The organism is Nafulsella turpanensis ZLM-10 (genome assembly GCF_000346615.1).
GTDB lineage: Bacteria > Bacteroidota > Bacteroidia > Cytophagales > Cyclobacteriaceae > Nafulsella > Nafulsella turpanensis.
The window spans coordinates 26,212-52,053 of sequence record NZ_ANNU01000032.1; the positions used below are offsets into that span (position 1 = coordinate 26,212).

Genomic DNA, 25,842 nt, shown 5'->3' on the forward strand with positions numbered 1-25,842 from the left:
CAGGTACACCGTTAGAACAGGATTCTAAAGAATTTTAAAGTGGAAGTGCTTAATAACTACTACAAAGAATCAGGAAAGGGGGGAATGCGGGATAAATTATACTGAGCGATAACAAAACAGCAGCATCAGGGCCCAATCACCCTGTTATAACCAAAGCCACTCCCTATATAATAGATAACTGTAATTTTTGTAACGATAAAAATATCATACGCATCCTTTCCACGGATATAATCCGGGCCTTCCATTCCATAGGTATTAATCAATTCATAGGGTCCCGGACCGAACTCATCCGGCAATTCACCAAAAGAAACTGCCGGATAAACATTTTCCAGGACATATTCTAAATTGCGCTTTTCTCCTGTAACGGCTGTTACCGGTTCTTTACTTCTGTTACTCATCAATCGAACCAGGTTAGCCTTCGGTCCCTCTCCGAAAGCACCGGGGTTAATATATTCCGTACTCACATCATCAAGATAATCTGTAAATGTTTGCCGCATCCCTAATTCCAGATTAATATCATATAAGCGGTTTACACGAAATCTGGCCCCAATACCTCCCGGAACAGCAAACTGCCAGTTGCTGTAGGGCTTAATATCTGATCCTGGCAAATGCTGTCCTTCCGTACCCAAAGGTTTTAAGGCAATCCAATCGCCGGGAGAAACACCATTATAGCGGGGATCATTTTCCTGTATTGGCTGTGACTCAAAAATATCATAATGCAGAGCGTCCATTTCAGGTACTTTAGCCCTTGGGTTATGATGAAATACAGCCACACCGAAAAACAGGTAAGGTGAAAGCTTTCTCCGTGTGGCAAAAGTCCTGTGGTGATTAAAAAAGTCTACCACAAATTCAAACGATAATTCTTTTATATCATTTCGAAAATGAAGGTTCCTGGCATAGCGAAACCTTCCATCTTCATCTTCCATATCTGCCGTAATATCGTCACCCCTCAACCGCCCCCACATAAAGTTAGACCTTACGGAGAGGTACCTTTTAAACCTGTAGGAACCCGTAATGCCCAAACCTGCCCTTGTAAGAGGGATGTAGGTACTTCCTATCTCATTTGTGGGCGCTAAATCACCAAAATAATTAAGCCCGGCAATAAAACCTCCTATAGCATAATAGCGCTGATTTCTTCCAAATGAAGAAGGATGTTCTCTGTATTGAATTGATCTACGACTTTGTGCATACAAGGCTGTGCAAAAAAAGAATCCCAGGAGAATTATTATTATCGAAGCAATAGAAAACTTTTTCATAAAAAATATTTAAGGAATATTTATTCCTGGCGCACTAATACTATTTCAAGCTTTACTGTTTCAGCAGTCTGTATCGCTTTGAGAATCCGTTCATACGAACAGAAACAATGTAAACCCCGCTCTGCAGAGAGGAATCAAAGATGAGTTCTTCTATACTTACCCCTTCCTTTATCTGAATTGTCTGTTGCAGCAATTGTGCACCTACTGCATTAGTGACAGAAATAAATAATTCTCCCTCCCCTTCCGCTCTTATCTCTGCCTTAAGTTCAGTATTGAAGGGGTTAGGATAAAAAGACACCTCATTCCTTGCCTCAATCCCTACATGTACAGGACCATGAAAGGAGGCCGTTCCGTCAACATCAATCTGCTTTAACCTGTAGTAGAGCGAACCTTGCAGGCCTGGCTCCTTATGGATAAATTCATATTCCTGTATGGCGCTGGAGTTGCCATTTTGGGTTTTCACAAAAGCAACGGGTCTGTAATTCTTTGCATCTGAGGAGACCTGCACCTCAAAACCCGTATTATCTTTTTCCATTGCCGTTGACCACTTCAGCAAAACATCTCCTCCCTGCTGCTCGGCCTTAAAGGAAAATAATTCCACAGGAAGAGGGTTACTATTATCCGGAGCACTTAAGTTGTATAGAATACAGCTTGTGGTATTCACCACTTCCGCCATAATTTCTACATTGGCAGAGGAATTTCGTTCTATATAGGTATCGGAAGGGCCTTCCTGCACAATGTCCCATTCCGGAGAAACAGAATTGTCTCTTCGGTACCAGACGAAAGTAGGTTTCGACCCAAAGCCCCCCGGCTCAATCGGGGCTTTTTCCACCGCTCTAATTTCCCATGTATGCTGATCTATCCAGGTATATTCAAGCTCCGCCTCTACCACGGAAAGAGGTTCAATGGTAAGTGTACCGACATCGAGTGGACCTATTTCCTCGCATCCGTTTGTTACCTCAACAGAATAAACTCCTTCATCTGAATACTGGGCATCCTCAATAGTAATAGTCCCGGATGTCTGGCCTTCTATAAGTGTTCCATTCAGGTACCATTGATAAGTTACAGGAGCGGTACCTGTAGCAGTTACATTAAGTGTAAAGCTTCCGGAGCCCGTTTGGCATACTTCCATGCTCTGATCCTCTGCCTGGGCAGAAATATCATTTACTACTACATCTACAATCTCACTCCTATTAGCTTCTCCACTTGTGCCACATTTCTGCCGAACCACTCTGTCAATGTCCGAGACATAGTCAATAAAAACCTCGTCGCCGTCTACCAGCTCTGCCGGAGAAACAGGAGGGCTCTGCGATTCCAATCCCTGCCGGATCTCCTCCGCAGTCAGGCTGAAATAATCACTGAGTTGTGCCTCGGTAGCATCGGGCGGTATGGCAATAGTGGCAAGAGAATATTCAACACCATCTCTCCTGAGCTTCCATGTTATTTCAGCGTTTGTTTCGGTCCATTTAAATGAACCCTGTGAAAATGCTATCTCTACAGAATTATCCCCCGCACAGATATTAACAGGAGGGGCATCATCTGCCTGCACCAGTGAATAATCCGGCTCAGAGAAGAACAAAAAGTTTGAAGGCATCCCATTCTGGACACCTCCGTTACTAACCGTTGGCCCTGACCAGGTAATACAGTTATTGGTATTTTTAGGTTTTACCAGCACCCTGATGTAGTCAGTAGATGATAGAGCCGCGATGCTTCTTACATCCTTATCATTCCCTTGCGCGCCCCCGTTTCTTTCCCACTGGTAAGAGAAATCACTGGCTGGTACTACTAAGTGAGAAACATTGAGCTGCTGCTGAATGCTTAAGGCAGGATTGGGGTTAATGACGATAGGTTGCAGTAACCTTTCAGGGTAAGTCTTTTCAATAAGCGAGGGCTCCCTTCCAAACTTCGCAAAGAAGTAAGCAGTATACGCTTCATTATAAACAGCATTATTACGCAGGCTAATATCCGTTGGAGAATTGATGTAGGGGTAAATTACCTGCACATCTCTGTACACAACTGCTGTAAAAGAAGTATTCTGGCCTTTGCAAATCGGGAAATATGGTTCACTTACAACATTGGTTACTGCGTAGGTCGAGCGTTTAACGGTAACCGTCTTGGAAATGGAATAAGTACAGCCATCATACACACCGGAATAAGTGATACTGACGGTCTTTTCATTTGCATCTCCCAGTGCCGTGCATGGAGAAAAAACAGTGGCTTTATTATTCCCGGTACCAGTTGTACTTACCCCCGGTCCGGAAAATGTACCTCCGGCAGGTGAGCCGCCGCTTAAGGTTTTGTTACTTTCTCCGGAGTAATAAGTTGCGCCGTCCGTTATGCCGCTAAAAGAAGCTATAATTTCAGGCTTAACCGTAATGGTAGCCGAAGTGGAAGTGACCTCCGCGCAAATACCACTTTGCACTACCGCCCGGTATCGCGTGGTCTTAGTTAAATTACTATAAGACTGGCTAATAGTCGTATTAGCAATAGGAGTCCAGTTAGTACCGTCAAGGCTGGATTCCCACCTGATTATATCGCCCGTCTGCCCTGAAAGTTGCAGCGTTCCGGAGTTGGCATTATAGCAAACAGTGGCTGGACTGGCTACTGTACCTCCTACAGATGCAGGATCAACCGTTACACTCACTGCAGTTTTATTACTCTCGCAACCGTCTACGGTAGTGGTTACATAGTAAGTGCCTGTAGCAAGAGCGGTTGATGGAGAGAGCTCGGAAGTCGATGAAGCACTGGCATACCAATTGAAAGCACCTTCGTTCTGAGGCAAAGAAGCGACTGAAGGGTTTGCACTACTACAGAAGCGCTGTGCTTCAACTACAGGTGCATCTGGCACACTCTTAATAATCGCCTGCACTTCAGTTTTGGCACTCTCGCAGCCATCTGTATTCACCACCGATACATAATATGTTTCGGTTGCACTTAATTCCGGTGTAGTATAAACTGCCGTCGTTACAGGTGCTCCGTTGGCATCCACTATCTGAGAACCATCAGCTCTATACCAGCGGTAGCCATTCGTTACCCCTCCCGAGGCCACTATCTCCACGACTCCGGGACCACAGTGCCTGCCATCTTCTGCGCCTGGTGCTGCTGGTTTCGTCCCTGGATCTGCCACACCAGTGTCAGGCTCACTTTCAAGACCATTAACCGTCTGGGTAACTGAATAAGTACCCGCTTCTGATACGGTAATAACAGACGTGGTTGCCCCTGTGCTCCACTTTAACTCTCCGGTATAATTGCTCGCTGTTAGCGTAGAGGTTCCATCGCAATTATCAACCACCGTTACTGTAGGGGCAGGAGGAGGTGTTTCCTCTACATCCTGAATATTGATGGTAATGTTAGCGGTATCTGAAGCAGTTCCATCCGACACCTTTACTTCTAATACAAACTGTGGGGTTATTTCATAATTTAGCTTACTTGCATCTGCTACTGTAATCTGCCCTGTTGCAGCATCAAGAATCTGAAAGGCCCCGGCACCATTCCCTGCTATAATGGTATAGGTAAGAGCCTCTCCATCCGTATCCTGTGCCACAACTGTGTGTACTGCTGTTCCGTTTTGGGTATTTTCATTTAAAGGGACTTCAGCATCACTGGCTACCGGAGCTGCTAAAAATTCATTTCCTGCCACCACTACAGTGCCGCCTTCCGTTTCGCCTGAAGGATTCAGCTTCCGCTTTAGAGAACCAAGGTCTTCTGCATTTACGCCGCTGCTTAGCGTTAGCAGTAGAACAATAAATGCCAGAATGGATACAAAATACTGCAGGTACTTTGCTTTATGATTGGAACAGGTAAAATATCTTTCCATAAAAAATATTAAAAAAGTATTCAGCTTATCAAATACCCAGCCTCCCCGGATAAGAAAGACCTGATTTCTGAACATCCTCAAAGGCCATTAAAATCTGATAATAAAGAAGGTTCATCTTACTCATCAGCGTACTTTCACAAAACAAAGCAACCCTAATCTATCTCATAAGGTACATGTGTATGAATTTAACCTATCACTTATTTTTCATACATAAAGTTAAATCACTTTTTTAACTTTATGTATAAATTTATGTGTTTTTTAGCAGACATTTCAATTTATTTATCTGTGTATCAATATTTTGATAATTGAAGGGGTGCAACAGCGTTCACACGTATGGAAACCGTTCATTTTTTGAATTGTTTCATCTTTTTTTATAAAAAATCAATTTAATACTTCAACAATGAAAGTCATGACATTCCAAAACAGAGTTTAAGTTGTAGAGAAGGGATGGATATGCTCAAAAGGATTCAGCGCCACTCAGGAGGAATTAAAGAAAGCCGCCGCGCTTATACTCCTTCAGCAGCCGTAAACATCATTCCATATCAGCCGGTTACAAATCACGGGAGGCCGTTAGGCTAACGCTAACCGATTAGCAAGAGCATCATGGAGGAGCATTCAACACCAAAGAAAAAACAAAACATACCAGCTGATAATCAGGCATTTACTTTTTTACACCATCCCTCTTTTCCAGCCTGTTCAGCTTCCAGGCTTCTCCTGCCCGTCTTTTTCCTGCTCTCTCTTATAGCCTGTACTCCCGAAACCTCTAAAGTTGCTCTTCCGCTCGAACCACCGGAAGCTTTTTCTTTGTCCGGCGAATCAGAGGCCCCGGAAAGGTGGTGGAGGACCTTTAACGACCCGGAGTTGAATACCATGCTCAGCCATGCGCTTGATTCTAACTTTAGCCTGATGATTGCCTGGCAGCGGTTTAAGGCCGCAGAAGCAGTAGTGGATCGGGAATCATCTTACCTCTTTCCTGATATCGAAGCTTCTTTGCAGGGAGGAACAAGCTACCCGCAACCGGATTTTGTAGGAGGCGAAAACATTCGCTTTGGCCTGTCCTCTGCCTACGAAGCAGATATCTGGGGTAGAATTCGCGCCCGCATTGAGGCAGAAGAGTTCAGGGCCGAAGCTTCTTTCTTCGACTATCGCGCAGCCGCTGTTTCTCTCTCGGCAGAGGTTGCCCAAACCTGGTACCAGCTCCTGGCAACATGGCAACAACTGGAAATTGTAGAGCGACAGATAGAAACTAACGAAAAAATTCTTGAACTCATCAGGGCACGCTTTGGCAGCGGAATGGTGAGAGGAGTTGACATCCTGCGGCAGGAACAATTACTGGAAGCCGGCCGGGAGCAGTTAATTCTCCTGGAATCGCGAATTGAGGTTCTCGAACACCAGCTGACGGTATTACTGGGGCTCCCTCCCACAGATGAAATGGACTACCTCCCCGATACCCTCCCTGCTCTCCCTCCCCTGCCTGCTACGGGCATTCCTGCCGAACTTATTCAGAGACGGCCCGATGTACAGGTGGCCTTTCTCCTGCTAAAGGCAGCCGACCGTGAAGTGGCAGCAGCCATCAGTGACCAGTACCCCAGATTTTCAATATCGGGCGCTGTATCGGCAAGAGCAAATAGTGCCGAAGCTCTTTTTCAGGACTGGGCCTACTCCCTTGCCGGCAATCTTCTTGCCCCCCTCTTTTATGGCGGAAGGCTCAGTGCTGAAGTAGAGCGAAGCAGGGCGGTTAAGGAGCAGCTGCTTTACGAATACGGCCAAACCGTTCTGTTCGCGCTGCAGGAAGTAGAGGATGCTCTGGTACTGGAGAGGAAACAACAGGAGAGAATTGAGGTTTTAATAGAACAACTGGAGCTTGCTGAACAGACCTATGAACAGTTGCAGATAGAATATTTTAACGGCCTGCGGGATTATCTTGATGTACTCACCGCCCTTGACCAGGAGCAGGAGCTTCGTCGCAATCTTGTTTCGGCAAAGTTAGCGCTAATTGAATACCGGATTGCCCTTTACCAGGCACTCTCAGGAGGTTTTGAAACAGAAAGGGAGCCCGAAGACGAGCCTGACACCGAATGAATTAAGGATAAGGCAGCCGCCAAACAACTGCCTAACACAGGCTATTAGTATTTACCTGAAATACAATATTGCTACTAAACATAATATATCGAAAAGAGCGGTGCTTAGCCCGTCCCTGAAAATATTTCGTTCTTATGAATAAGAAAAAGACGCTTCTCATCTGTGCTATTATCCTTCTTTCAGGAGGAGCGGTTACTGCTTTTATTTTATTAACCGAACCTACTGCAAGTCGTTCAGGAGCCTCTAAAGAAACAGCCATGCTGGTGGAAGTTACCCCTGCTGAACAAGGCACCTACAGGCCGGTAATTGTCGTTACAGGAACCGTTCAGCCATCAAGAGACATTATACTGAGCCCCAGAGTGAGTGGGGAGGTCGTCTCCCTCGCCCCTAATTTTATTCCCGGCGGGTTTATACAAAAAGGAGAGGTTATTTTACAGATAGACCCGGCTGATTACAGGAACAGGCTCGCCCTGCAGAAAAGTGCCTTAAGCCAGGCCCTGGCCGATTTGCAAATCGAGGAAGGCCGGCAGGATATCGCCCGTAAAGACTATCAGCTGGTGGATGAATCCTTACCTGATATTAATGAAGACCTTGTGCTCCGTGAACCCCAGCTGAATGCAGTAAAAGCAAGAGTAGAAGCAGCCCGTGCCGCTGTGGAGCAGGCAGAGCTGGAGGTAGAGCGCACCACCATAAGAGCCCCATTCGATGCCTACGTCCTTAGCCGCAAGGTAAATGTAGGCTCACAGGTAGCCCCTGCCGAAAACCTGGGGCGCCTGGTGGGCAGAGAGGTATACTGGGTGGAAGCCACAATACCGCTCTCCAAACTTCGCTGGCTTTCTTTTCCTGAAAGCGAAGAAGAAAAGGGCTTAAAAGTGCTGATTACCGATTTACGTGCTTGGCAGGAAGGCGTATACAGAACCGGCTACCTTTTTAAACTGATAGGGGCGCTGGAAGACCAGACCCGCCTGGCACGGGTATTGATTTCCGTACCGGATCCGCTGGCGCTCCGGAGCGATTCTTCCGAACTTCCTCCACTTATTATTAATGCATTTGTAGAAGCGCGTATACAGGGCAAACCTCTGGAGGACGTGGTGCAACTCGAGCGGGAGTATGTACGACAGGATGAAACCGTGTGGGTAATGGAAGAAGACAAACTCAGCATCCGGGAGGTGGATATTGCCCTGAGTACTGAAGAATATGCCTATATAACAGAAGGCCTGCAGGAGGGCGAGCTGGTGGTAAAAACCAACCTGTCTACCGTTACAGAAGGAGCGCCGCTCCGCCTTAAAGCAGCTGATACCCGCACCACAGCTGCAAGTCCTGGCGAAGAACAACAGGCTCCACACGAAATTCAAAACCAGGGAAATTACTAAATGGAAAAGGCTCCTTCAAATAACCACCTTCCGGAAAAGCATAAAGGCCTCATTGCCTATATGGTATACAACCCTATTGTAGCTAACTTACTGATGATTATTCTTATCGGGGGCGGCCTGTGGTCGGTATACAATGTCCAGAAGGAGGTATATCCCGAGTTTCAGCTGGACATAGTCGAGGTGAGTGTGGAGTACCCGGGAGCAGCGCCTGCCGAGGTGGAACAGGGCATACTGTTACCCATAGAAGAGGCCGTAGAAGGCGTGCAGGGCATCAGGGAAATTACCTCCACGGCCGATGAAGGATCCGGAACTGTACTTATTGAACTGGTGTCCGGCACCGACCGCATGAAGGCCTTTCAGGACATTGACCAGGCCATTGCCAGAATCCGAACTTTTCCGGACGAAACAGAAGAACCCGAGGTGCGCCTGCAATCGCAGCAGCGTTCGGTTATAGAAGTAAAGCTGTATGGTAACACCGACATTTGGACACTCCGAAAATTAGGCGAGAGGCTCCGCGATCAATTATTAAATAATCCGGCAATTACACAGGTAGAAATTTCAAATGTACCGGAATATGTTACCCATATCGAAATTCCCCACCATCGTTTACGCGAATACAATCTTACCCTTGGCCAGGTGGCCGAAATTGTAAGCCAGTCGAGTCGGGATGTTCCGGCCGGCGCAGTAGAAACGGCCACAGGCGAGATTCTTCTGCGCATGAATGAGCGCAAGCAGTGGGCAGAAGAGCTCGCACAAATTGAAGTGGTTACCAGTGCACAGGGAGCCTCCGTTAGCCTGGGAGAGATAGCTGAAATTACGGACGGCTTTTCAGAAGAGGGTTTTCACGCCCAGTTTAATCAGCAGCCTTCCATTGAGCTGGAGGTTTTCAGAATTGGAGAGCAGTCGCCCCTGGAGATTGCCTCGGCCGTAAAAGATGTTTTGGCCGAGTTTCAAAAGTCTCTTCCGGAGGGTATCCATCACCAGTTAGATGGCAATATCGCTGAAGATTACCGCGAACGTATGTACCTGCTCACTGAAAACGGTATCATGGCCATCGTGATTGTACTATTCATACTGGCACTTTTTCTGGAATACAAATTAGCCTTCTGGGTTATGATGGGGATGGCCATTGCCTTTATTGGCGGCATGCTGTTCCTGCCTCTGTTCGACCTGAGCATCAACATGATTTCGATGTTTGGTTTTTTAGTCGTATTGGGTATTGTGGTGGACGATGCTATTGTGGTGGGCGAAAACATTTATGAATACCGGCAACAGGGCATGAGTTTTCTCGATGCCGCTGTTAAAGGCGCCAGAGACATCTCCAAACCAGTAATTTTCAGTATTTTAACCAATATCATCGCCTTTATTCCGCTGTTGTTTATTCCCGGCACTACTGGTAAGTTCTGGTGGCCGTTGCCTGCAGTGGTCATTATTGTTCTGACTGTTTCCTTATTCGAAGCCCTGTTCATCCTCCCGGCGCACCTTGCCCACAGCTCAAAGAAATCATTTAAAGGCGCCCTTTATCTTGAGCGCCTGCAGCATGGTTTCGCTAACCGCTTTCAAGGCTTCGTCGATGGATTTTATAACCCGTTACTAAAAACCTGCCTCCATAACCGCTACATTACTTTTAGCGCAGCGATTGCCCTCCTGGTGATGGTGGGCGGCTATGGCTACAGCGATCATATGGGCATTATTATGATGCCAGAGGTAGCTGCCGATGAAATTGAGGCGGGGGGCCGGCTTCCGGTGAGCACCACCCCTGAGCAGGCAAAAGAAGTTGCCGACCAGATTACCGCCTCCACCCTTCGGATGTTCGAAGAGCACGAATTATTTAAAGTAGCTAAAGGGGTTGAAACCAATGTACGGGGCCAGAACTTTATTGATGTGGAAATTGAAATGAAGCCCTCGGATGAGCGCGATATGACGGCTCGTGACGTGATCCAGCTCTGGCGTGAGGAGATCGGCGACATTGAGGGGGTGGACCAGATTACCTTCGAAGCCGAACGTGGTCCCGGTGGTGCTGCGCAGGACATTAGTGTTGACCTGAGCCACTCCGATATTGCCGTGCTGGAAAAAGCCAGCCAGGCCTTTATGGAAAGGGTAAAATCGTTTGAGAATACGCGGGATGTAAGTGATAATTATAATAAAGGAAAGCTCCAGTTTAATTTTGAGCTTCTCCCCGAAGGCCGCAACTTAGGCTTAACCTCTTCCGAAGTAGGACAACAGGTTCGGAATGCCTTTTATGGCGCCCTTGCCATGCGGCAGCTAAGAGGAACGAACGAGGTAGAGGTTCGGGTAAAGCTGCCCCTCGAAGAAAGAAAGGACCTGTACAACCTGGAGAACTTTATTATCCGTACCCCTGATGGCACAGAAGTCCTGCTGATGGACGTAGTGGATATAAAGCAGCGGGAAGCATTTACGAGCATTAACAGGCGAAATGGCCGAAGGGTGGTAACAGTAGGCATGGATGTAGAGCCGGCAAATACCGTAACCCAGGTGCTGGAATCGCTGCAACAGAAGGTACTTCCCCAGTTAAGGGCAGACTTCCCGGGCATTACCTGGACTTTTGAAGGGAGCCAGGCCGAAATGCGGGAATCCACCCAGGCGCTCTGGGGCGGTTTTGCCCTGGCCATGTTTGTCATTTATGCCCTGCTGGCAATAGCTTTTAATAACTACCTTCAGCCCTTAATTGTAATGACCGCTATTCCGTTTGGCATTGTGGGCGCTGTAATTGGCCATATACTGCTGGGTTACGACCTTTCGCTGGTAAGCTTAATGGGAGTAATTGCCTTATCGGGAGTGGTGGTAAATGACTCCCTGATCATGATCGACTATGCTAATAAAAAACGGGCAGGGCAATCAGTCTTTGAAGCCATCCATGAGGCAGGCATCCGGCGCTTCCGGCCAATTATTCTCACTACCTTAACCACTTTCGGAGGTCTCACCCCTATTATTATGGAAACCTCTCCGCAGGCGAATAATCTCATTCCTATGGCCATTTCCCTCGGGTTTGGCATAATCTTTACTACCTCACTTATTCTGCTGATGGTCCCTTCCCTGTACCTTATTCTGGAAGACATTATTTCTGCATTTAAATCAAAGGCAAAGTCAGCTTAACAGCTCACCCGGGACCCTTGCCTGTTGTAGCAGACTAGGAGGGCATTTCTCTCCCGACAATTAAGGGTGCTCCTGTTATAATTCTATCAAAAGGATGCCTGCGCCACTACACCCTCTTGCTAACTCAGAATATTTTATAGCTTTGAAAGGAAGTTTTGAACTGACAAAACAGAGCCGGTGTTGAAACTGGTGGGAATTATGGATAAGGATTAGTAAATTGGCCCCTCAATATATTTACAAAATGGAAAAAGTTGGAAGAAATGAACCCTGCCACTGCGGGAGCGGGAAAAAATATAAAAACTGCCATCAACCGATAGAGGCAGTTGAGGCGAAAAAAGGAATGAAGAACAAGAATATCCTGATAGGTGGGCTGGTCGCTCTTTTCTTTACCATCTTAGCCATGGTGTTGTATTTAAATAACCAGCCCTCCAATGCGGCCCCTCCCGGAGAAGCTCCGGCCGGAAAAGTATGGTCGCCTGAACACGGACACTGGCACGATGCCGGCTAAGAGAAAATTATTATTAAGAGCCGTTCCTGCTTTCCTCCCCTGGTAATTGAAGCTAAAAAACGCCAGCACCAGTCTTACGGTTGTTAGCCGGTAAGCTGTATGCAGCTGAAACGGTAATGGCTTCTTTTTAAGTTTTGGGCTGAACAGCTCACACCTACAAGAATGTAACAAAAAGGCTGCTCAGATTATTTCTAAGCAGCCTTTTTGTTGTACAGGGGTGCAGGCCATGGCAGCAATGGCAGGTCTTACTACTGATGATCAGTATATGTTGCCTGAAAGGGGGAAGCCGGTAATCCTTCTTTATTGTACAGGTTAGCCCCTTCCGGATTATCGGCCCAGGCGTAACGCACTGCCACCGGCTTAGCTACTTTATCGCTCCAGACCACTACTTTGTTTCCTTTTATTTTTGCCTTTGCCCAAAACCAGTTCCCGTCAGCACCGGCAATAGCAAACGCTTTCAACTCCTCTTCCCCATTGGTAGTTAACCCACCTCCTACATTTTTAAAGGAAAGTACCGCCTTATTCCCCTTTACTTCCATCGATTTAAACACCGGGCCGGAAAACACTACACTCTCATCACCATAGGCCACTTTTTGTGCTGCCAGCGCCAGTCGCTTCCCTACATCCTCTTTGTTTAAAGGATGGATATCATTCCACTCACCAATATCAATGGTCACTGCCATGGCGGTATTTGGCACACTGAGTGTTTTCAACTGGGCATCCCGCAGTTCTGCCCAGTTACTTTCCGATGGCTGCTCTGCTGCTTCCATAAAATTGGCCAGCTGAACATACAGGAAGGGAAAATCGCCCTGTCCCCACTTTTGCCTCCAGTTTGAAATAAGGGCAGAAAACATTCCATCATATTCCGCTGCGTCATTTGTATTTGACTCTCCCTGGTACCATATCACACCCTTGATGGGGTACTTCAGCAGCGGTGCAATCATTCCGTTGTACAAACCCAATGGTTTCCAGCGAATAAATGTCTGCCCCGGAAGCGGCCCCATAGCAGCTCCCAGCCTGTACTTCCATGCTCCTTTCAAATCAATAGTATCTCCTCCGGCAGCAATCTGATAGGGCTTGTCCTCCACAAAACCGCCTCTACCGGATTCGTTAATGACCCTTATCACCAGTGTGTTTTTCCCTTCCTTCAACAAACCGGCAGGAATTTCATACCTCCTCGGCGGGTACTGATATCCGGTTGTGCCTACAAATTCTCCGTTCAGGTAAACCGAATCACTGTCTACAATTCTTCCCAGCAGCAGCCCGGCCGGCTTACCTGCGAGGGAGGCGGGTACATCTATTTCTTTCCTAAACCAAACCACGCCATTCACCGGCCCCAGCTCAGTATCTGCCCAGTATCCTGGTATTTCCATTGCTGCCCAACGAGAATCATCCAAACCGGGCTTATACCAGGGAGCTTCCGGATTCCTGTATCCCTGATCCTTCTTCCTCAGCGTTCCATACCATGCATTGCCCCTGGCTTTATCCTTCTCCTGGATTTCACGAATCAGGGTACTGTCTTTAAACCTTTGTGCCTCCGCATAAGGAACAGGAAATTCTTTCAGTGCTTCTTCGCTTATCCATGCTTCAACCGGAGAGCCTCCTAAACTGGCATTAATGATTCCAACAGGGACCTCGTATTTTTCATACAGCTCTTTGGCAAAGAAGTAAGCAACAGCAGAGAAGTTCAGCACATTTTCTGGCGTAGCTGCCTTCCAGCTTCCCCCTTCCAAATCTTCCTGTGGCTGGTTAAAATCATAGCGGTCCGGAACATCAAAGTATCGGATGTCAGGATTCTCTGCCTGCGCAATAACTTCCTGGTAAATTGGTGATGCCCGCTCCATGGTAAGCTCCATGTTCGATTGGCCTGAGGCCAGCCATACATCGCCAATTAAAATATTTTTGACTGTTAGCTGCTTATCCGCCTGAACATCCATTTCATACGGACCTCCGGCTTCCATAGGGGGTAAGTTTACTTCCCAGCGTCCTTCCTCACCGGCAGTAGTTTTCCAGCTTTTTCCTTTGAACTCAATGCTCACCTCATCTCCCGGAGTTGCCCATCCCCATATCTTCAGGTCTGTATCTCTTTGCAGAACCATTCCATCGCTAACCAGACGCGGTAGCCTTAGCTGGCTGTACACATTTAATGACAAAAGAAGGGCAGCTATCAGCAGGCTGTATTTCACAAGCTTATTCATGTCGTGCAGAGTTAAACGATTACTCCAAATGTAAATAATCAGGGGCTTATAAAGTAAAAATGACAGGATTAGATTCTTCGAAGTCAGATTTTTTCATCAACCAGCTGGGATTTTACAGGTACTCAAGATGGTCTGGAGCGTCTTATACCTTTCAGCAGCACTTATTTTAAAGTACCAGCATACAGGATTTTAAAAGAAGAAGATCTTAATACCTATAATGCTTAAGTATAATCTCCTCATACACCTGACAACTCTTTGGAATAAGCCTGCCTTTTTGAAATTTTATTGCGGTTTTTTGGTGACAAATTCGATTATCTTTGTTAAATTAAAATTCTTTTTATTCTTTAACCTATTCTTTAACCTATAGTTAAAGCTGCGGCTGCCGGAGTAAAAGCCTCACCAGAGGCCCCTGCTAAGCACCTTCATTCATCGCCTTTAAATAAAATCCTATGCAAAAAAGACTACTGTATTTTTTCCTGTAAAGAACAAGATTTTTTTTCTCCGCCAGTGCAATCGATTGCACAAGTTTTAACAGTCATATTTTAATATAAACCTATGAAAGTAAAATTCTACCTATCCTATTTATCATTTGCTTTTCTGCTACTGTGCACTTCCGTAGTGCATGGGCAAACAACCGGCTCCCGAACCTATGATTTTAGAGACGGAACCATTGTAAACAATGGACAAAGTGAGGATGGCTCCCTTAGCCTGAGTGGCACTTACGGTCATCATGGCTCCACCTACGGACTGAATATGAAAGTAGATGGAGAAATCAACCTTACGGTAGACGGAAGTAACACCATCAGGTTCCTGGGTTCCCAGCATTCAGGTTTAAACATGCTGGGTACTGCGACTACTGAAGGCGATTTGGGCACCCAGAATACGAAGGTAGCCAATGACCTGAGCGATACCTACGACTTCGTTTACTCAGGCAATGGACAGCCATTAAATTTTAAACTTACCGCCGGGGCAGGTAACGACCTGTACCTGCCAACCATTGAAGTGATTCCTGCTCAATCAGGTGCGGCGGCTACTGTGGCCGAGAAAAACATCATTTATTATTACGACTTCAGGGATGGCAGTATTGTACCCACTAATACTACCGGACAAGAGGATATAAACCTTGGCCTGATAGGAATTACACCGGGTTCCAGCAATGCTTACGGCTACAATGGTGAGCAGCACGGTTCTGTATTTAAAACGGGAAATCAGATTAGCCTGCAGGTAGATGGGAACTCCTACATTAAGGTAGGAGGCAGTATCTATTCAAGCGGTACGATTTCCGTTTCAAGCGCAAGCGGCGATTTCGATGTAAGCTCACAGTCTTCCACCACCTCTGGAAACTTTGGCAACGATGGTTCTACAGTAGACTTCCTGTATATAGGCACTGCGGGTACTGTTACGCTGGACTTCACAGGCACTAATTATGTACCCTACATTGAGGTCGCGCCCGTTCCTTATGAGGTGAGCCTGACCCCATGGATACAAAAAGCAGGCACCATTACGCTCAACGGCACGGACATAGGAGTTACCTCCGGCGCAGATGCAAACAGCGATGCCACCATTACCCTGAGCTCCGGTACTGTTATCAGTGCTACGAATGAGGAAGCCAGCATCCTGATGGATTTAGGAGGCAATGCTTTATCTACCTTCACCCCTGCCTTTACCGGAGATATTGCCGCGGTAAATGCCAATGGCGATATGCTGGAGATCACCTTTGTAGATGAGGCCTCGAACCCAACAAGCTATGTCATTAAAGTAGCTGACAACAGCCTAACGGCAGAGGCTGAGCCCGGCAAAACCTATATCTACAATTTTGCCGACGGCTCGGAGATGCCTCAAACCAGCTATAATTCCTTACGGTATAAAACCTTTGTAACCAAAGATGGCCTGGTAACCATCAACAGCAATACAGATACGGAATCTTTACAGTTTGGCTACCATGACTCAAGCCACGGCGGCGTCTTTTTCCCCGGAAATTCATTTGATATTGCTGTAGCAGGAAATGCCACTATCACCTTTCTGGTAGATACCTATGGAAACGCGACAGATGCGGTTTTTGAATTTACAGATGCCCAGGGAAATGTATTGGGTACTGCACCAGCTACCAATATAGGCGGGGCCGATGGGTTCCCGAGCAACTTCAGCTATGAAGGACCTAAGGGAGTCATTACGGCTACATTAAGGAGTGAGAATTTCCCAACTGCAGAAATTTACCTCCATGGGTTAAGTGTCGCAAACGAGGCGACAATCGAGGCATCAAACGGAAAAACAGATGTCTGGGACTTTGGGGCTGTTCAGTTAGACGAGACGCTTTATAATAATCAATTAACTGAAGAAATCATCAACTCATGGTACGATCCTTCCATCACTGTGGGTAGTTCAGGAAATGTATTGCCAAGCTTCAGCGCAGGGGTTTTGAGCTGGATAGGCGGCGGAAATGACAGGCTCAGAACAACCAATACCAACCTTACCCGCTACGACGAAAATATCAGCGATGCCGAGGGTTATACAGGCCGTATTTATGTGAACTCTGCAGGTGCCACTGGCAGATACCTGAGCCTGACCCTGAGTGAAGACGATGAAGTGACAATTGTAACCAAAACAGATGCCGGAGGTACCATCCATTTTGAATATGTAGCCGATCCGGCCGCGCAAACCGATGTAGTGGAAATTACCAGCGAGCTTACCGAGCTGAATTTTGTGGCGAAAGAAGCCGGCACTTACCGCATCTACGACACCCAGGGTAAGCCAAGCTACTACCGAATTTACAGAAAAGATGCAGATTACGCAGCAGTGTCAGGCGCTGTGGATGTTAGCCAGGCAGCCGATATTCCGGCAGACTACCAGATTGTCTTTACCAATGAGGCAGGTAAATCGTGGGCGGTTCCGGTAACAAACGGAGTATATACTGCCAGTCTGCCTGTCGGGTATACCTACGAATTAAGTCTGGCAAATGCAGAGGCCTACATTATCAGCAATGGAACGACTCTGGAAGTTACAGGTGAAGCAGTTACACATGACATAGCCATTAAAAAAGTAGAGCTTTATAATGTAAGCGGTGCAATTGCAGGTTTGGCAGGCCAGGACCTTTCCAGTTTAGAACTGGTATTTACACCAGATCCGGCAGCCAATAAATCTTATATGCCTTCTCCTGTAGTGGATGCTACCAACGCTACCTATACCGTGAAGTTAGAGCCGGGTACCGAATATACTATTTCAGCTGAAGGAGTGAATGATTATTATATTCCTGCCAACACCATTACCATTGGTCAGGCAGATGAAACGGCTGATATTACCTTTGCGCCTAAACCGCTGTACAAGGTTACCATCGATGCAGCTGACCTCACTGCTGAGCAGCTGGCTAAACTGGCCTTAACCTTTACCAATATGGCCGATGAGTATACCTACACCTTTACCTCTGTCGATGATATCGCCCTGAGAGATGGCACTTATACCATTTCCTATGATGGCCTGGATGAATACCCGCTAACGATGGGGCTGACTTCTAACCTGACTATTGATGGAGAAGCTGCAACCAAAGTGCTCTCATTTGAGCCTGTAAGAAACTGGTCGTTCGACGACGAGGAAATTACCAATGATACACAGGCGTATAAAGGACTGCTCTTTAGCGGAAATATTGCCAACGAGATGAGTAAAGGACACCTGACCGCCAAAGCCGGAGCCACCATTCAAGTACCGGTAGAGGTGGGCGATAAAATTACGGTAAGCTACTACTATTCTGCCGATTTCTCTATTGAGGGTGGCGAAGCTGTTACAACGGAGAGCAACAGTACTTCCAATGTGGAGACTGTAGATTATGTATACCCCGGCACTGAGGCTGGTTATGTAACCATCACTATCGGAGAAGGAGCTTCCACTACCTACATCACTGATATTGCGATTAGTGAAGCCCTGCCGTATACACCTACTTTGTATGTTGGGGCTGATAAAGAGTACAAGACCATTAATGCCGCCCTGGATGCCATTGCTACCATGGATCGGGAAGATGACCAAAGAGTAACGGTAATGATTGATCCGGGTAATTACGAAGAGATGCTGGTGATTACAGAGCCTTCTGTTACCTTAAAAAATGCAGCCGCCTCCCCAAGTATAGATTTACTCAATAAAGGGGTTGATATTGCGGAAAATGCTGTTCGCATCACATCCTATTACGGGCATGGATATAACTACTACAGCATGGGCAGCGACCAGAAATGGGATGCGGATGTGTTAAGAGTCAACAAAGAAAATGGCTATTTAAGTTATGAAAATAAAGGCTCCGGCACTACCAATGGCTCCTACTGGAATGCTACCGTGGTAGTTAGCGCCGATAACTTTGTGGCAGAAGACATTATCTTTGAAAACTCTTTTAACCAGTATATCTCCAAAAAGGAATCGGAAGATATTGTGGTGATGTGGGAAGCCGGAAGCAAAGGAGAACGCCCGACAACGGTAGGCTCTACCGAAGTGCAGGACAGAAGCTTCGTGGAAAGGGCAGCAGCACTTGCCATTACCAATAATACGGATAAAGTAATTCTCGATAATGTTCGTGTAGTGGGTCGCCAGGACTCCTTCTTCGGTGGTTCTAATGCGAGAGTGGCAGTATACAAAGGCGTTATGATGGGAGCCGTGGACTATATTTTCGGTGGCATGACGGCCGTATTCTACCAAACCGGATTGGTAATGAATGTGAGTGATGCAAGCAATGATGCCTCCTACCTTACCGCCGCTCAGCAGCGTGAAGGAAGGGGCTACCTGATGTACGAAACCACCGTCAGATCGGCTATCCCTGGTGTGGAAACAGCTTCTACCTACCTTGCCAAGCCGGGCTATTTTGGTCGCCCCTGGGAAGCGACCACCAGCGAAGTGGTATTTTACAATACCACCGTCGAAACCTCGGATTATCCTGGTTCTGAAGGAGAATCGCTTATTATGCCGCTTGGGTGGCAAAATACCCTTGGCGGAGAGTCAAGCATGATGTACGAGTATGGAACGATAGAAGAATCGGGAGTGGATAATTCTGATAAACGTGCTTCATGGTCCACCGTGCTAGCAGAACCAGTACTGTCAGACGGAACCGAAATTACGCCTTTTAATTTCACAAAAGGAAATGATGGCTGGGATCCGATAGCCACACTTATTGCAGAGGAAGAGAAGCCTGATGAAGAAGTTACAGGAATCAATGACGGCATTGGTGCCAGCGGATTACAGGTTTACCCTAACCCTTCCCGGCAAAAGGCGGTAACCATCTCCTACGAGGTCACAAAAACGGGTGTGGTAACCCTGCAGGTAATTAATTTACAGGGCAAAGTTGTAAAGCAGCTCACCCATGAAACCTTAAAGGCTGGCACTCATCAGATTCAGTTTAAGACGGGTGGCCTGCATTCCGGCATGTACATCATTCAACTGAAAACAGGAAGTGGAATGAGTAACACGAAGCTTTACCTGAGATAGCCTTCTTTTAACCCTTAAATAGTTAATCACTTATTAACCTCAACGGAAAGTTTACAAGCTTTGCGTTGAGGTTTTTTTGTTATCCAACATTAGCTGGAAAAGATGGATATTCAAACAGCCAGAAAAACAACCTTTACTTGCATCCCCACTCTCCCAACATTGCAAAACAAAAGAACCGCATTTTCAGCCTTAAAAATTCCACTGGAAGCTGCCAGTTTATTTTGGAGAAAGCCGGCTTTCAGCTACAGCTAGGGTATTTTCTGGTGAGTCATTACTAGTAATGTATAGTTAAGAATATAACTTTTACTGAATAACCGAAAGGTGAATCTGCACCATTTGACGTTTGGGTGCTCTCCTCTTCTATCTCTTTCCTACATTTAAGTTCTTATATCTCCTGATACCTTTGACCATCGCGCCAGTAGTCCATCGCCAATAGATTTGAGGACTTATTATTCATTTTTCAACAGCGCGGCTGGGGCAGCCCCGCTGCCGCTTTTAAATACCCGAAGTTCAGGTAAACTTACAGTGTCGCAGAATATAGTTAATTGTCTCACCATCTTTATAACCTGCCAATGAATACTTTACCCTTTTTTACTCTGCTTTTAAAACTTTTACAGGTTTTATTTTACCCGCTCGAATGGTTTGTGACAGGACAGTGAGCAACCCGACTATGGCAACCAAAACAAAACCTATGCTTATATTTATAAGACCTAAATCAAGATGACTGCCCATTTCTTCTCTTACTAAATCACCGATTAACATGCCCCCTGGAACACCAATAAGTCCGGCAATCAGGATAAGAATGCCAAAATTTTTGGTGACTGTCCACACCAGTCTTATTTTGCCTGCTCCCAATACTTTTCTTATACCTAGTTCTTTAGTGCGTGTTTCTACGGAGTAACTGGCTATGCCTAAAATGCCCAAAGCAGCGATTATCATGACTATAAGGGCAAAGCCTCCAAAAAAACCTATCCTGTCGCCACTACTTGCTCCTGAATAACGGTGATCTTTTAAGTTATGAATATTTGCCGTTTTTTCAGGAAAATTGTTTTTCCATATGGATTGAATGGCTTTGGTCACTTCCAATTCTGTATCTGGCTTTATTTTTATAGTCAGGGTGGCTATTTCATTTGGCAAATACCGATAAATTAAAGGGAGTTGTTGGCCAATAACTTCATTGGGCATGATGCCAATGACTTGTACATTGGAAGAATCCAGTAATAGATTTTGCCCCACTACAGTCTCCGATTTAGATTCCAATATTTTTGCGGCAGCTTCATTCACCAACACATAATGCTCAATATTCCGGGGCATATTTTCAGGAAAATTTTGCCCGGCTTTTAAGCTGATACCTTCTGTTTCAATTGTTTCCGGGTCAATACTTACGTAATTTATTTCCAGAATCTTATCGTTCAATGTGACAGAATCTTTGCCCATTTTAATCGGTTCATAATACCAGTTAGTGGCCAAAGCCGTTTCTACCTGACTTAACTGACTTATTTCGTTTTGCAGGTTTTCATATTTTTCACCTTTCAAATCAAGTGTCAGGACGTTAGGTGGCACGGTCGAATTAATAATTGCACTGTTTTTTCTTTCATAATCGGCCAGTATGACCACCTGTATCATAAGGATGATAGCAACTGAAAATTGCACAACAACTAAAATCTTGTAGAATGAAACAGTCTGAAACAACCTTACATTCTTCATTTTACGCAATGTCTGTACGGGCTTAAAAGCTGACAGCAGCCATGAGGGAAGTGCCCCAGCGACTAAGCCTGTGATAACTGCGTAGATCAACAAGCCTGAAATTAAGGTTATATCCCAGGAAAACGTCACCTCCATATCAGGTATGTGGTCCATTAAAATATTAACACAGGGCACTGTAAACAACAAAGCAAATACGGAAACAAGGGTCGCTTCCATTAAAAATTGACCAACAATTTGTCCTCTTGTTGCGCCTATGGTTTTGCGAATACCCACTTCTTGCGCTCGAGATAAGGCACGCGCTAATGATAAACTGATATAATTGAAAGCAGATAAAAGAGTTAAGGATAGAATTAAAAACAGCTGCGTTTTTATGCCCATCCAATTGACGCCCGCATTAGGGTCATTTTTAATGCCATTGTTTCCAGGGGTAACATCTTCTATGGGTTGTGCCAAAAATTGAAGATTGCTGTTATCCAATTTCCGATTATAGTTTTGGAGCTTTGTATTGAGTTGCTTTAAATTATCTTCTGATTTTAAACGGGCATAAATTGCAGAGCTCTTGAATTGCTCCCAATCTTGCGAAATATTACTGACTGCTCCTTCCTTTTCAAGCATTTCAGCAGCATTGTTAGAAAGCATTGCCTCAATAGGCAGGTGTGTCTCTAAAGGTGGGTCCTGGATAATTCCCCCAACGGTATAAGAACCTAAATTTTCAAATTGAACCGTTTGTCCTAAAACATTGGCGCTGCCAAATATTTTTTCTGCTGTTTTTTCAGTTAGAAAAAGGCTGGTGGGATTATTTGTAAGGCTTTGTGCATTGCCTGATAGCAATTTGAAGCCAAAGACATCAAAAAAAGAAGGCTCTGAAAATTTTATGTCAATAGGGATATCGCCTTTATCGGTTTGTAAGTTATGTTTTCCTGCCAGCCGTACTTTTACCGTTTTTTCAATAAAGGAGAAATTGTTTATTTGATGCGCCAACGGCAATGGAGCTGTTGCCCATTTTGCTTGTCCCGTCTCATTTGTTTCCTGCGTAAGTATCCGTACTATTTGATTTAATTCTGGATGAAAATGGTCTGTATCGTAAGTGGCTTTTATGCCTGTAAAAAGAATAACACCAACTGCCATACTCATTGACAAGCCAAATATGTTGACAAATGAAAAAAGTTTGTTTTTCCAAAGTGTCCGGATAGCGATTTTTAGATAGTTCTTTATCATGGCTTAAAGTGTTGATTTTTAATAAAAAAAAAGCCAAACACTGAGGGAGGGGATCCCTCCCAATTCTATCGGCAAGGTTTGCGCCAAAAATACAACAACTTAATTATCAATATCTTAGACAACTATTTATTAAAACCTGCTCGATTTTGATACACTAGTTGTATCGATTTGATACAGTCAGGTACAAAATATTTTACACCCAATTAAGACTGCGGCACTTACTTTTAGCTCAGTGGGTGTTTGCCGTGGAGAAGCTTACTGGTAGGGTTGTCAAACATTTCTTTGTTGCCTGGGAACACTTGTCGGGTTACAGGGAAGGGAATTGTAACCACCTTTAGATTATAGATTAGCCCTAAAGGTTATTTCCAAGTTCGAAGGAGTTTAAGTGGAATTCCCCTGAAAAAGTGGAGGGTTAGAAAAGAGTATTTTAACTTAATCTAACCAACAACTACTATGGCAAAAAGGGATGAGGCTATCAGGCTGGCTCAGGTGAGCGGCAATGTCAGCGAGACAGCTCGTAATCTGGGCCTGCATCTAAGCATCCTATGCAGGTGGAAGAATGAGGTGGAACAATAGCCGCTGCCGCGCTGGTAGAGAAAGCATTTCCAGGCAAGGGATATGCTAAAGATAAAGAATTCAGGCAGTTACAAAGAAAGAATCAACGTCTAAAGGAGAGGGGCTCCCCTGCGGTTGAAATCCTAAAAAAGGCAGCGCATCGGCGCCCGATCGGTATCTTCAGCAGCCGCTCCCAATGAGACACCAGCGACCGACACCCGGCTTATTCGGGAGCAAAGAAGGGGGGTATATTGCCTCTAGTGCCTCTGCCAGGCACTAGAGGTTTCCTTGAGTAGCTATTATGCCTGAATCAGCAGGCCAGAGAATAAGCGAAAAGTTGAGAATGAGCAAATACACTTTTACTTCTACTTCACTATTGTACATAAAAAAACCGCATTTACAAACTGTAAATGCGGTTTTTAGTTGTCGGGGTGGCAGGATTCGAACCTACGACCTCCTCGTCCCAAACGAGGCGCGATACCGGGCTACGCTACACCCCGCACAATCTTTTAATTTCCCCTCTCTCGATAGGGGACTGCAAAGGTATTAAATTAGTTTTAATTTCCGCAAGTAAGCGACAAAAAAATTTAAACCTTTTTTCAACACGCGGAGAGGGGGGGATTCGAACCCCCGGTACAGTTTGACCCGTACGACAGTTTAGCAAACTGCTGGTTTAAGCCACTCACCCACCTCTCCGTTAACCTTTCCCCGTCCGGGAAAGTGATGCAAATATAAAGGAAGTAATTTTATTAAACCAAACCCTCAGTCCTTTTTTCAGCGCTTTTTAAAATAATTTTTCATCCTGTCGTTGATAATCAGCACCTTTATCAGCAGGCGTTGTTTCTCCTTCTTAAAAATAATATATTTCGACTTCCAAAGGCAGCCAGTGTGCCTTTTAAAACCATTTAAGCTTTTACATGATCTGGCTAAAAGATTTTACCAATCTCGAATTAACTTTTCTGCTCTGCTTTCTACTGGGCTACCTCTTTTACTTTTTCAGGGTTGTACGAGCTGCCCGCCTGGCAGGCGCACGATTTGGCACCGTACTATTTAAATTCCTGCTTCGCTCAGCCGCCCTCGCCCTCCTGTTAATTGCCCTTATGGGGCCCTCCTTCGGCACTACCGGACGGGAGGTAAAAACGGTCGGAAAGGATATTTTTATTGCCGTCGACCTTTCTAAATCCATGGATGCCTTTGACGTTCAGCCCACCCGGCTCGAAAAAGTAAAGTTTGAGCTGAAGAATATTGTCCGGGCCCTCTCCTCTGACCGCATTGGCCTTATCATCTTTTCGGGCGATGCTTTTATACAATCTCCCCTCACTTACGACCAAAGTGCCCTCAACCTCTTTATTGAAACCCTCAGCACGGAACTGGTCCCGAATAGCGGCACAGATTTTGCCCCTCCCCTGAGGCTGGCGATGGAAAAGCTCCAGAATGAGCCGGACATGGCAGGACAGGAGGCCGCTGAAATTATTATCCTTATCAGTGATGGGGAAGATTTTGGGGACGAAACAGAAATTGTAGCCGAAAAAATAAATGAAGCAGGTATCCGCCTCTTTACGCTTGGGGTGGGGACCGAAGAGGGCAGCCGAATAATGGAAAGGCGACGTTACCTGCGCGACGAACAGGGCAATGAAGTTATTACCCGCCTCGACCCCTCGGCTCTTAAGGAGCTGGCGAACCTTACAAACGGACAGTATTTCGAAATAAACAAACAGGAAAACGAAGTTGACCGTTTAATTAACGTTCTTCAGAGTATTGAAGGAGAAGTTCGGGATGCAAGAACCGTACAGGCCTCGGCCAATAAGTATTATTATTTTGTGGCAGCAGCGCTTGCCCTACTGGCTCTCGACCTTTTGCTAAGCTTAAAAGTGATTAAATTATGAAGTGGTACCTGATGATAAGCCTCTTATTGTTCCTGCAGGGGAATCCTGGCCTATCCCGGCCGGGCGGCTTTAATGGTATAGCCAAAACTAATGAACTTAAAGAAGAGGCTGCGGAAGCCTATAAAAACGGCGAGTTTGAAAAAGCCAGCCAGCTCTACGCAGTGCTGGTCGATTCCTTTCAGGTAGAAGGGGAAGCCCTGCGGCTCAATTATGCAAACAGCCTGTATATGGGCGGCAAGCCGAAGGTAGCAGACCTGGTTTACCGCAATTTAGCAGCTAATGCAGAAAATGAAACCCTGCAGTCGGCCGCCTTTCAGCAGTTGGGTATACTGGCCACCAAAGACCAGAATTTAAAGGATGCGGTAAGCTATTTTAAACAATCGCTTAAAAGCGACCCGACCAACGATGCAGCCCGCTATAATTATGAGCTTGCCCGCAAAAAGCTTGAGCAACAGGAAAAACAGCAGCAAGAGAACAAAGAAGAGCAGATTGAACCATCTGAGTGGGCAAAAGAGTTAAAAAAGAAGGCAGAGGAACTTGTTGCCCGCTACCGCTTTGGAGAAGCTTATCAGCTGATGCAGGAGGGACTGCAGCAAGACCCTACGGTAGCCGCCTTTAATGACTTTACAGAGCGTATCCGGATTATTCACGAAATTGAACAATTATAA

The 25,842-nt window shown here is 45.8% G+C and carries 12 protein-coding genes, 2 tRNA genes and 1 pseudogene; 9 read left to right on the plus strand and 6 right to left on the minus strand.

The window, feature by feature from the left end:
- Positions 1 to 125 precede the first annotated feature (125 nt).
- Entirely contained in the window at positions 126 to 1,256 is a 1,131-nt protein-coding gene (locus F752_RS25395; RefSeq protein WP_017732180.1) for a DUF6089 family protein, read from the minus strand.
- Between the two features lie 52 nt (positions 1,257 to 1,308).
- Positions 1,309 to 5,073, minus strand: a complete 3,765-nt coding sequence (locus F752_RS0112995; RefSeq protein ID WP_160164112.1) for an Ig-like domain-containing protein — start codon at positions 5,071 to 5,073, stop codon at positions 1,309 to 1,311.
- 603 nt (positions 5,074 to 5,676) lie between these two features.
- Between F752_RS0112995 and F752_RS0113005 the strand changes: the two genes are divergently transcribed.
- The 5 genes and pseudogenes from F752_RS0113005 (at position 5,677) to F752_RS26655 (ending at position 12,153) form a co-directional block, all read left to right on the plus strand.
- Entirely contained in the window at positions 5,677 to 7,155 is a 1,479-nt protein-coding gene (locus F752_RS0113005; protein ID WP_017732182.1) for a TolC family protein, read from the plus strand.
- Positions 7,156 to 7,289: 134 nt separating this feature from the next.
- Positions 7,290 to 8,528 carry an efflux RND transporter periplasmic adaptor subunit gene (locus F752_RS0113010; RefSeq protein WP_017732183.1) on the plus strand — a complete coding sequence of 413 codons (1,239 nt, stop codon included), beginning with the start codon at positions 7,290 to 7,292 and terminating at the stop codon, positions 8,526 to 8,528.
- Positions 8,529 to 11,645: an efflux RND transporter permease subunit gene (locus tag F752_RS0113015; RefSeq protein WP_017732184.1), complete on the plus strand. Its 3,117-nt coding sequence runs from the start codon at positions 8,529 to 8,531 to the stop codon at positions 11,643 to 11,645. It abuts the gene before it with no gap.
- A 241-nt stretch (positions 11,646 to 11,886) separates the two neighbouring features.
- Positions 11,887 to 11,958, plus strand: a pseudogene (locus tag F752_RS26650) (SEC-C metal-binding domain-containing protein); the annotation flags it as partial.
- 27 nt (positions 11,959 to 11,985) lie between these two features.
- A complete protein-coding gene (locus F752_RS26655; RefSeq protein ID WP_236614008.1) occupies positions 11,986 to 12,153 on the plus strand; it encodes a hypothetical protein in 168 nt (55 codons plus the stop codon).
- Between the two features lie 248 nt (positions 12,154 to 12,401).
- Here F752_RS26655 and F752_RS0113025 read toward each other — a convergent pair whose 3' ends face one another.
- Positions 12,402 to 14,351, minus strand: a complete 1,950-nt coding sequence (locus F752_RS0113025; RefSeq protein WP_017732186.1) for a sialate O-acetylesterase — start codon at positions 14,349 to 14,351, stop codon at positions 12,402 to 12,404.
- A 555-nt stretch (positions 14,352 to 14,906) separates the two neighbouring features.
- Here F752_RS0113025 and F752_RS0113030 point away from each other — a divergent pair.
- Positions 14,907 to 19,808 (plus strand): pectinesterase family protein, encoded by a 4,902-nt coding sequence (locus F752_RS0113030; protein WP_017732187.1) that lies wholly within the window; start codon positions 14,907 to 14,909, stop codon positions 19,806 to 19,808.
- A gap of 591 nt (positions 19,809 to 20,399) precedes the next feature.
- On the opposite strand, the gene F752_RS0113040 is transcribed toward F752_RS0113030, so the two are convergent.
- Entirely contained in the window at positions 20,400 to 22,733 is a 2,334-nt protein-coding gene (locus F752_RS0113040) for an ABC transporter permease (protein WP_017732189.1), read from the minus strand.
- 453 nt (positions 22,734 to 23,186) lie between these two features.
- Between F752_RS0113040 and F752_RS26840 the strand changes: the two genes are divergently transcribed.
- Positions 23,187 to 23,309 carry a hypothetical protein gene (locus F752_RS26840; RefSeq protein WP_017732190.1) on the plus strand — a complete coding sequence of 41 codons (123 nt, stop codon included), beginning with the start codon at positions 23,187 to 23,189 and terminating at the stop codon, positions 23,307 to 23,309.
- A 405-nt stretch (positions 23,310 to 23,714) separates the two neighbouring features.
- On the opposite strand, the gene F752_RS0113055 is transcribed toward F752_RS26840, so the two are convergent.
- Positions 23,715 to 23,788, minus strand: a tRNA-Pro gene (locus tag F752_RS0113055).
- 107 nt (positions 23,789 to 23,895) lie between these two features.
- A tRNA-Ser gene (locus F752_RS0113060) sits at positions 23,896 to 23,984 on the minus strand.
- A gap of 221 nt (positions 23,985 to 24,205) precedes the next feature.
- Between F752_RS0113060 and F752_RS0113065 the strand changes: the two genes are divergently transcribed.
- Together F752_RS0113065 and F752_RS24110 are read left to right on the plus strand one after the other, a co-directional pair.
- Positions 24,206 to 25,174 (plus strand): vWA domain-containing protein, encoded by a 969-nt coding sequence (locus F752_RS0113065; RefSeq protein ID WP_017732192.1) that lies wholly within the window; start codon positions 24,206 to 24,208, stop codon positions 25,172 to 25,174.
- Positions 25,171 to 25,842 carry a hypothetical protein gene (locus F752_RS24110; RefSeq protein WP_017732193.1) on the plus strand — a complete coding sequence of 224 codons (672 nt, stop codon included), beginning with the start codon at positions 25,171 to 25,173 and terminating at the stop codon, positions 25,840 to 25,842. The genes F752_RS0113065 and F752_RS24110 overlap by 4 nt, the downstream gene beginning before the upstream one ends.

Excerpts from the sequence above, each read along its gene's own strand:
- F752_RS25395 (WP_017732180.1), bottom strand. The coding sequence starts at position 1,256 with ATGAAAAAGTTTTCTATTGCTTCGATAATAATAATTCTCCTGGGATTC.
- F752_RS0112995 (WP_160164112.1), bottom strand. The coding sequence starts at position 5,073 with ATGGAAAGATATTTTACCTGTTCCAATCATAAAGCAAAGTACCTGCAG.
- F752_RS0113005 (WP_017732182.1), top strand. The coding sequence starts at position 5,677 with ATGGAGGAGCATTCAACACCAAAGAAAAAACAAAACATACCAGCTGAT.
- F752_RS0113010 (WP_017732183.1), top strand. The coding sequence starts at position 7,290 with ATGAATAAGAAAAAGACGCTTCTCATCTGTGCTATTATCCTTCTTTCA.
- F752_RS0113015 (WP_017732184.1), top strand. The coding sequence starts at position 8,529 with ATGGAAAAGGCTCCTTCAAATAACCACCTTCCGGAAAAGCATAAAGGC.
- F752_RS26655 (WP_236614008.1), top strand. The coding sequence starts at position 11,986 with ATGAAGAACAAGAATATCCTGATAGGTGGGCTGGTCGCTCTTTTCTTT.
- F752_RS0113025 (WP_017732186.1), bottom strand. The coding sequence starts at position 14,351 with ATGAATAAGCTTGTGAAATACAGCCTGCTGATAGCTGCCCTTCTTTTG.
- F752_RS0113030 (WP_017732187.1), top strand. The coding sequence starts at position 14,907 with ATGAAAGTAAAATTCTACCTATCCTATTTATCATTTGCTTTTCTGCTA.
- F752_RS0113040 (WP_017732189.1), bottom strand. The coding sequence starts at position 22,733 with ATGATAAAGAACTATCTAAAAATCGCTATCCGGACACTTTGGAAAAAC.
- F752_RS26840 (WP_017732190.1), top strand. The coding sequence starts at position 23,187 with ATGGCAAAAAGGGATGAGGCTATCAGGCTGGCTCAGGTGAGCGGCAAT.
- F752_RS0113065 (WP_017732192.1), top strand. The coding sequence starts at position 24,206 with ATGATCTGGCTAAAAGATTTTACCAATCTCGAATTAACTTTTCTGCTC.
- F752_RS24110 (WP_017732193.1), top strand. The coding sequence starts at position 25,171 with ATGAAGTGGTACCTGATGATAAGCCTCTTATTGTTCCTGCAGGGGAAT.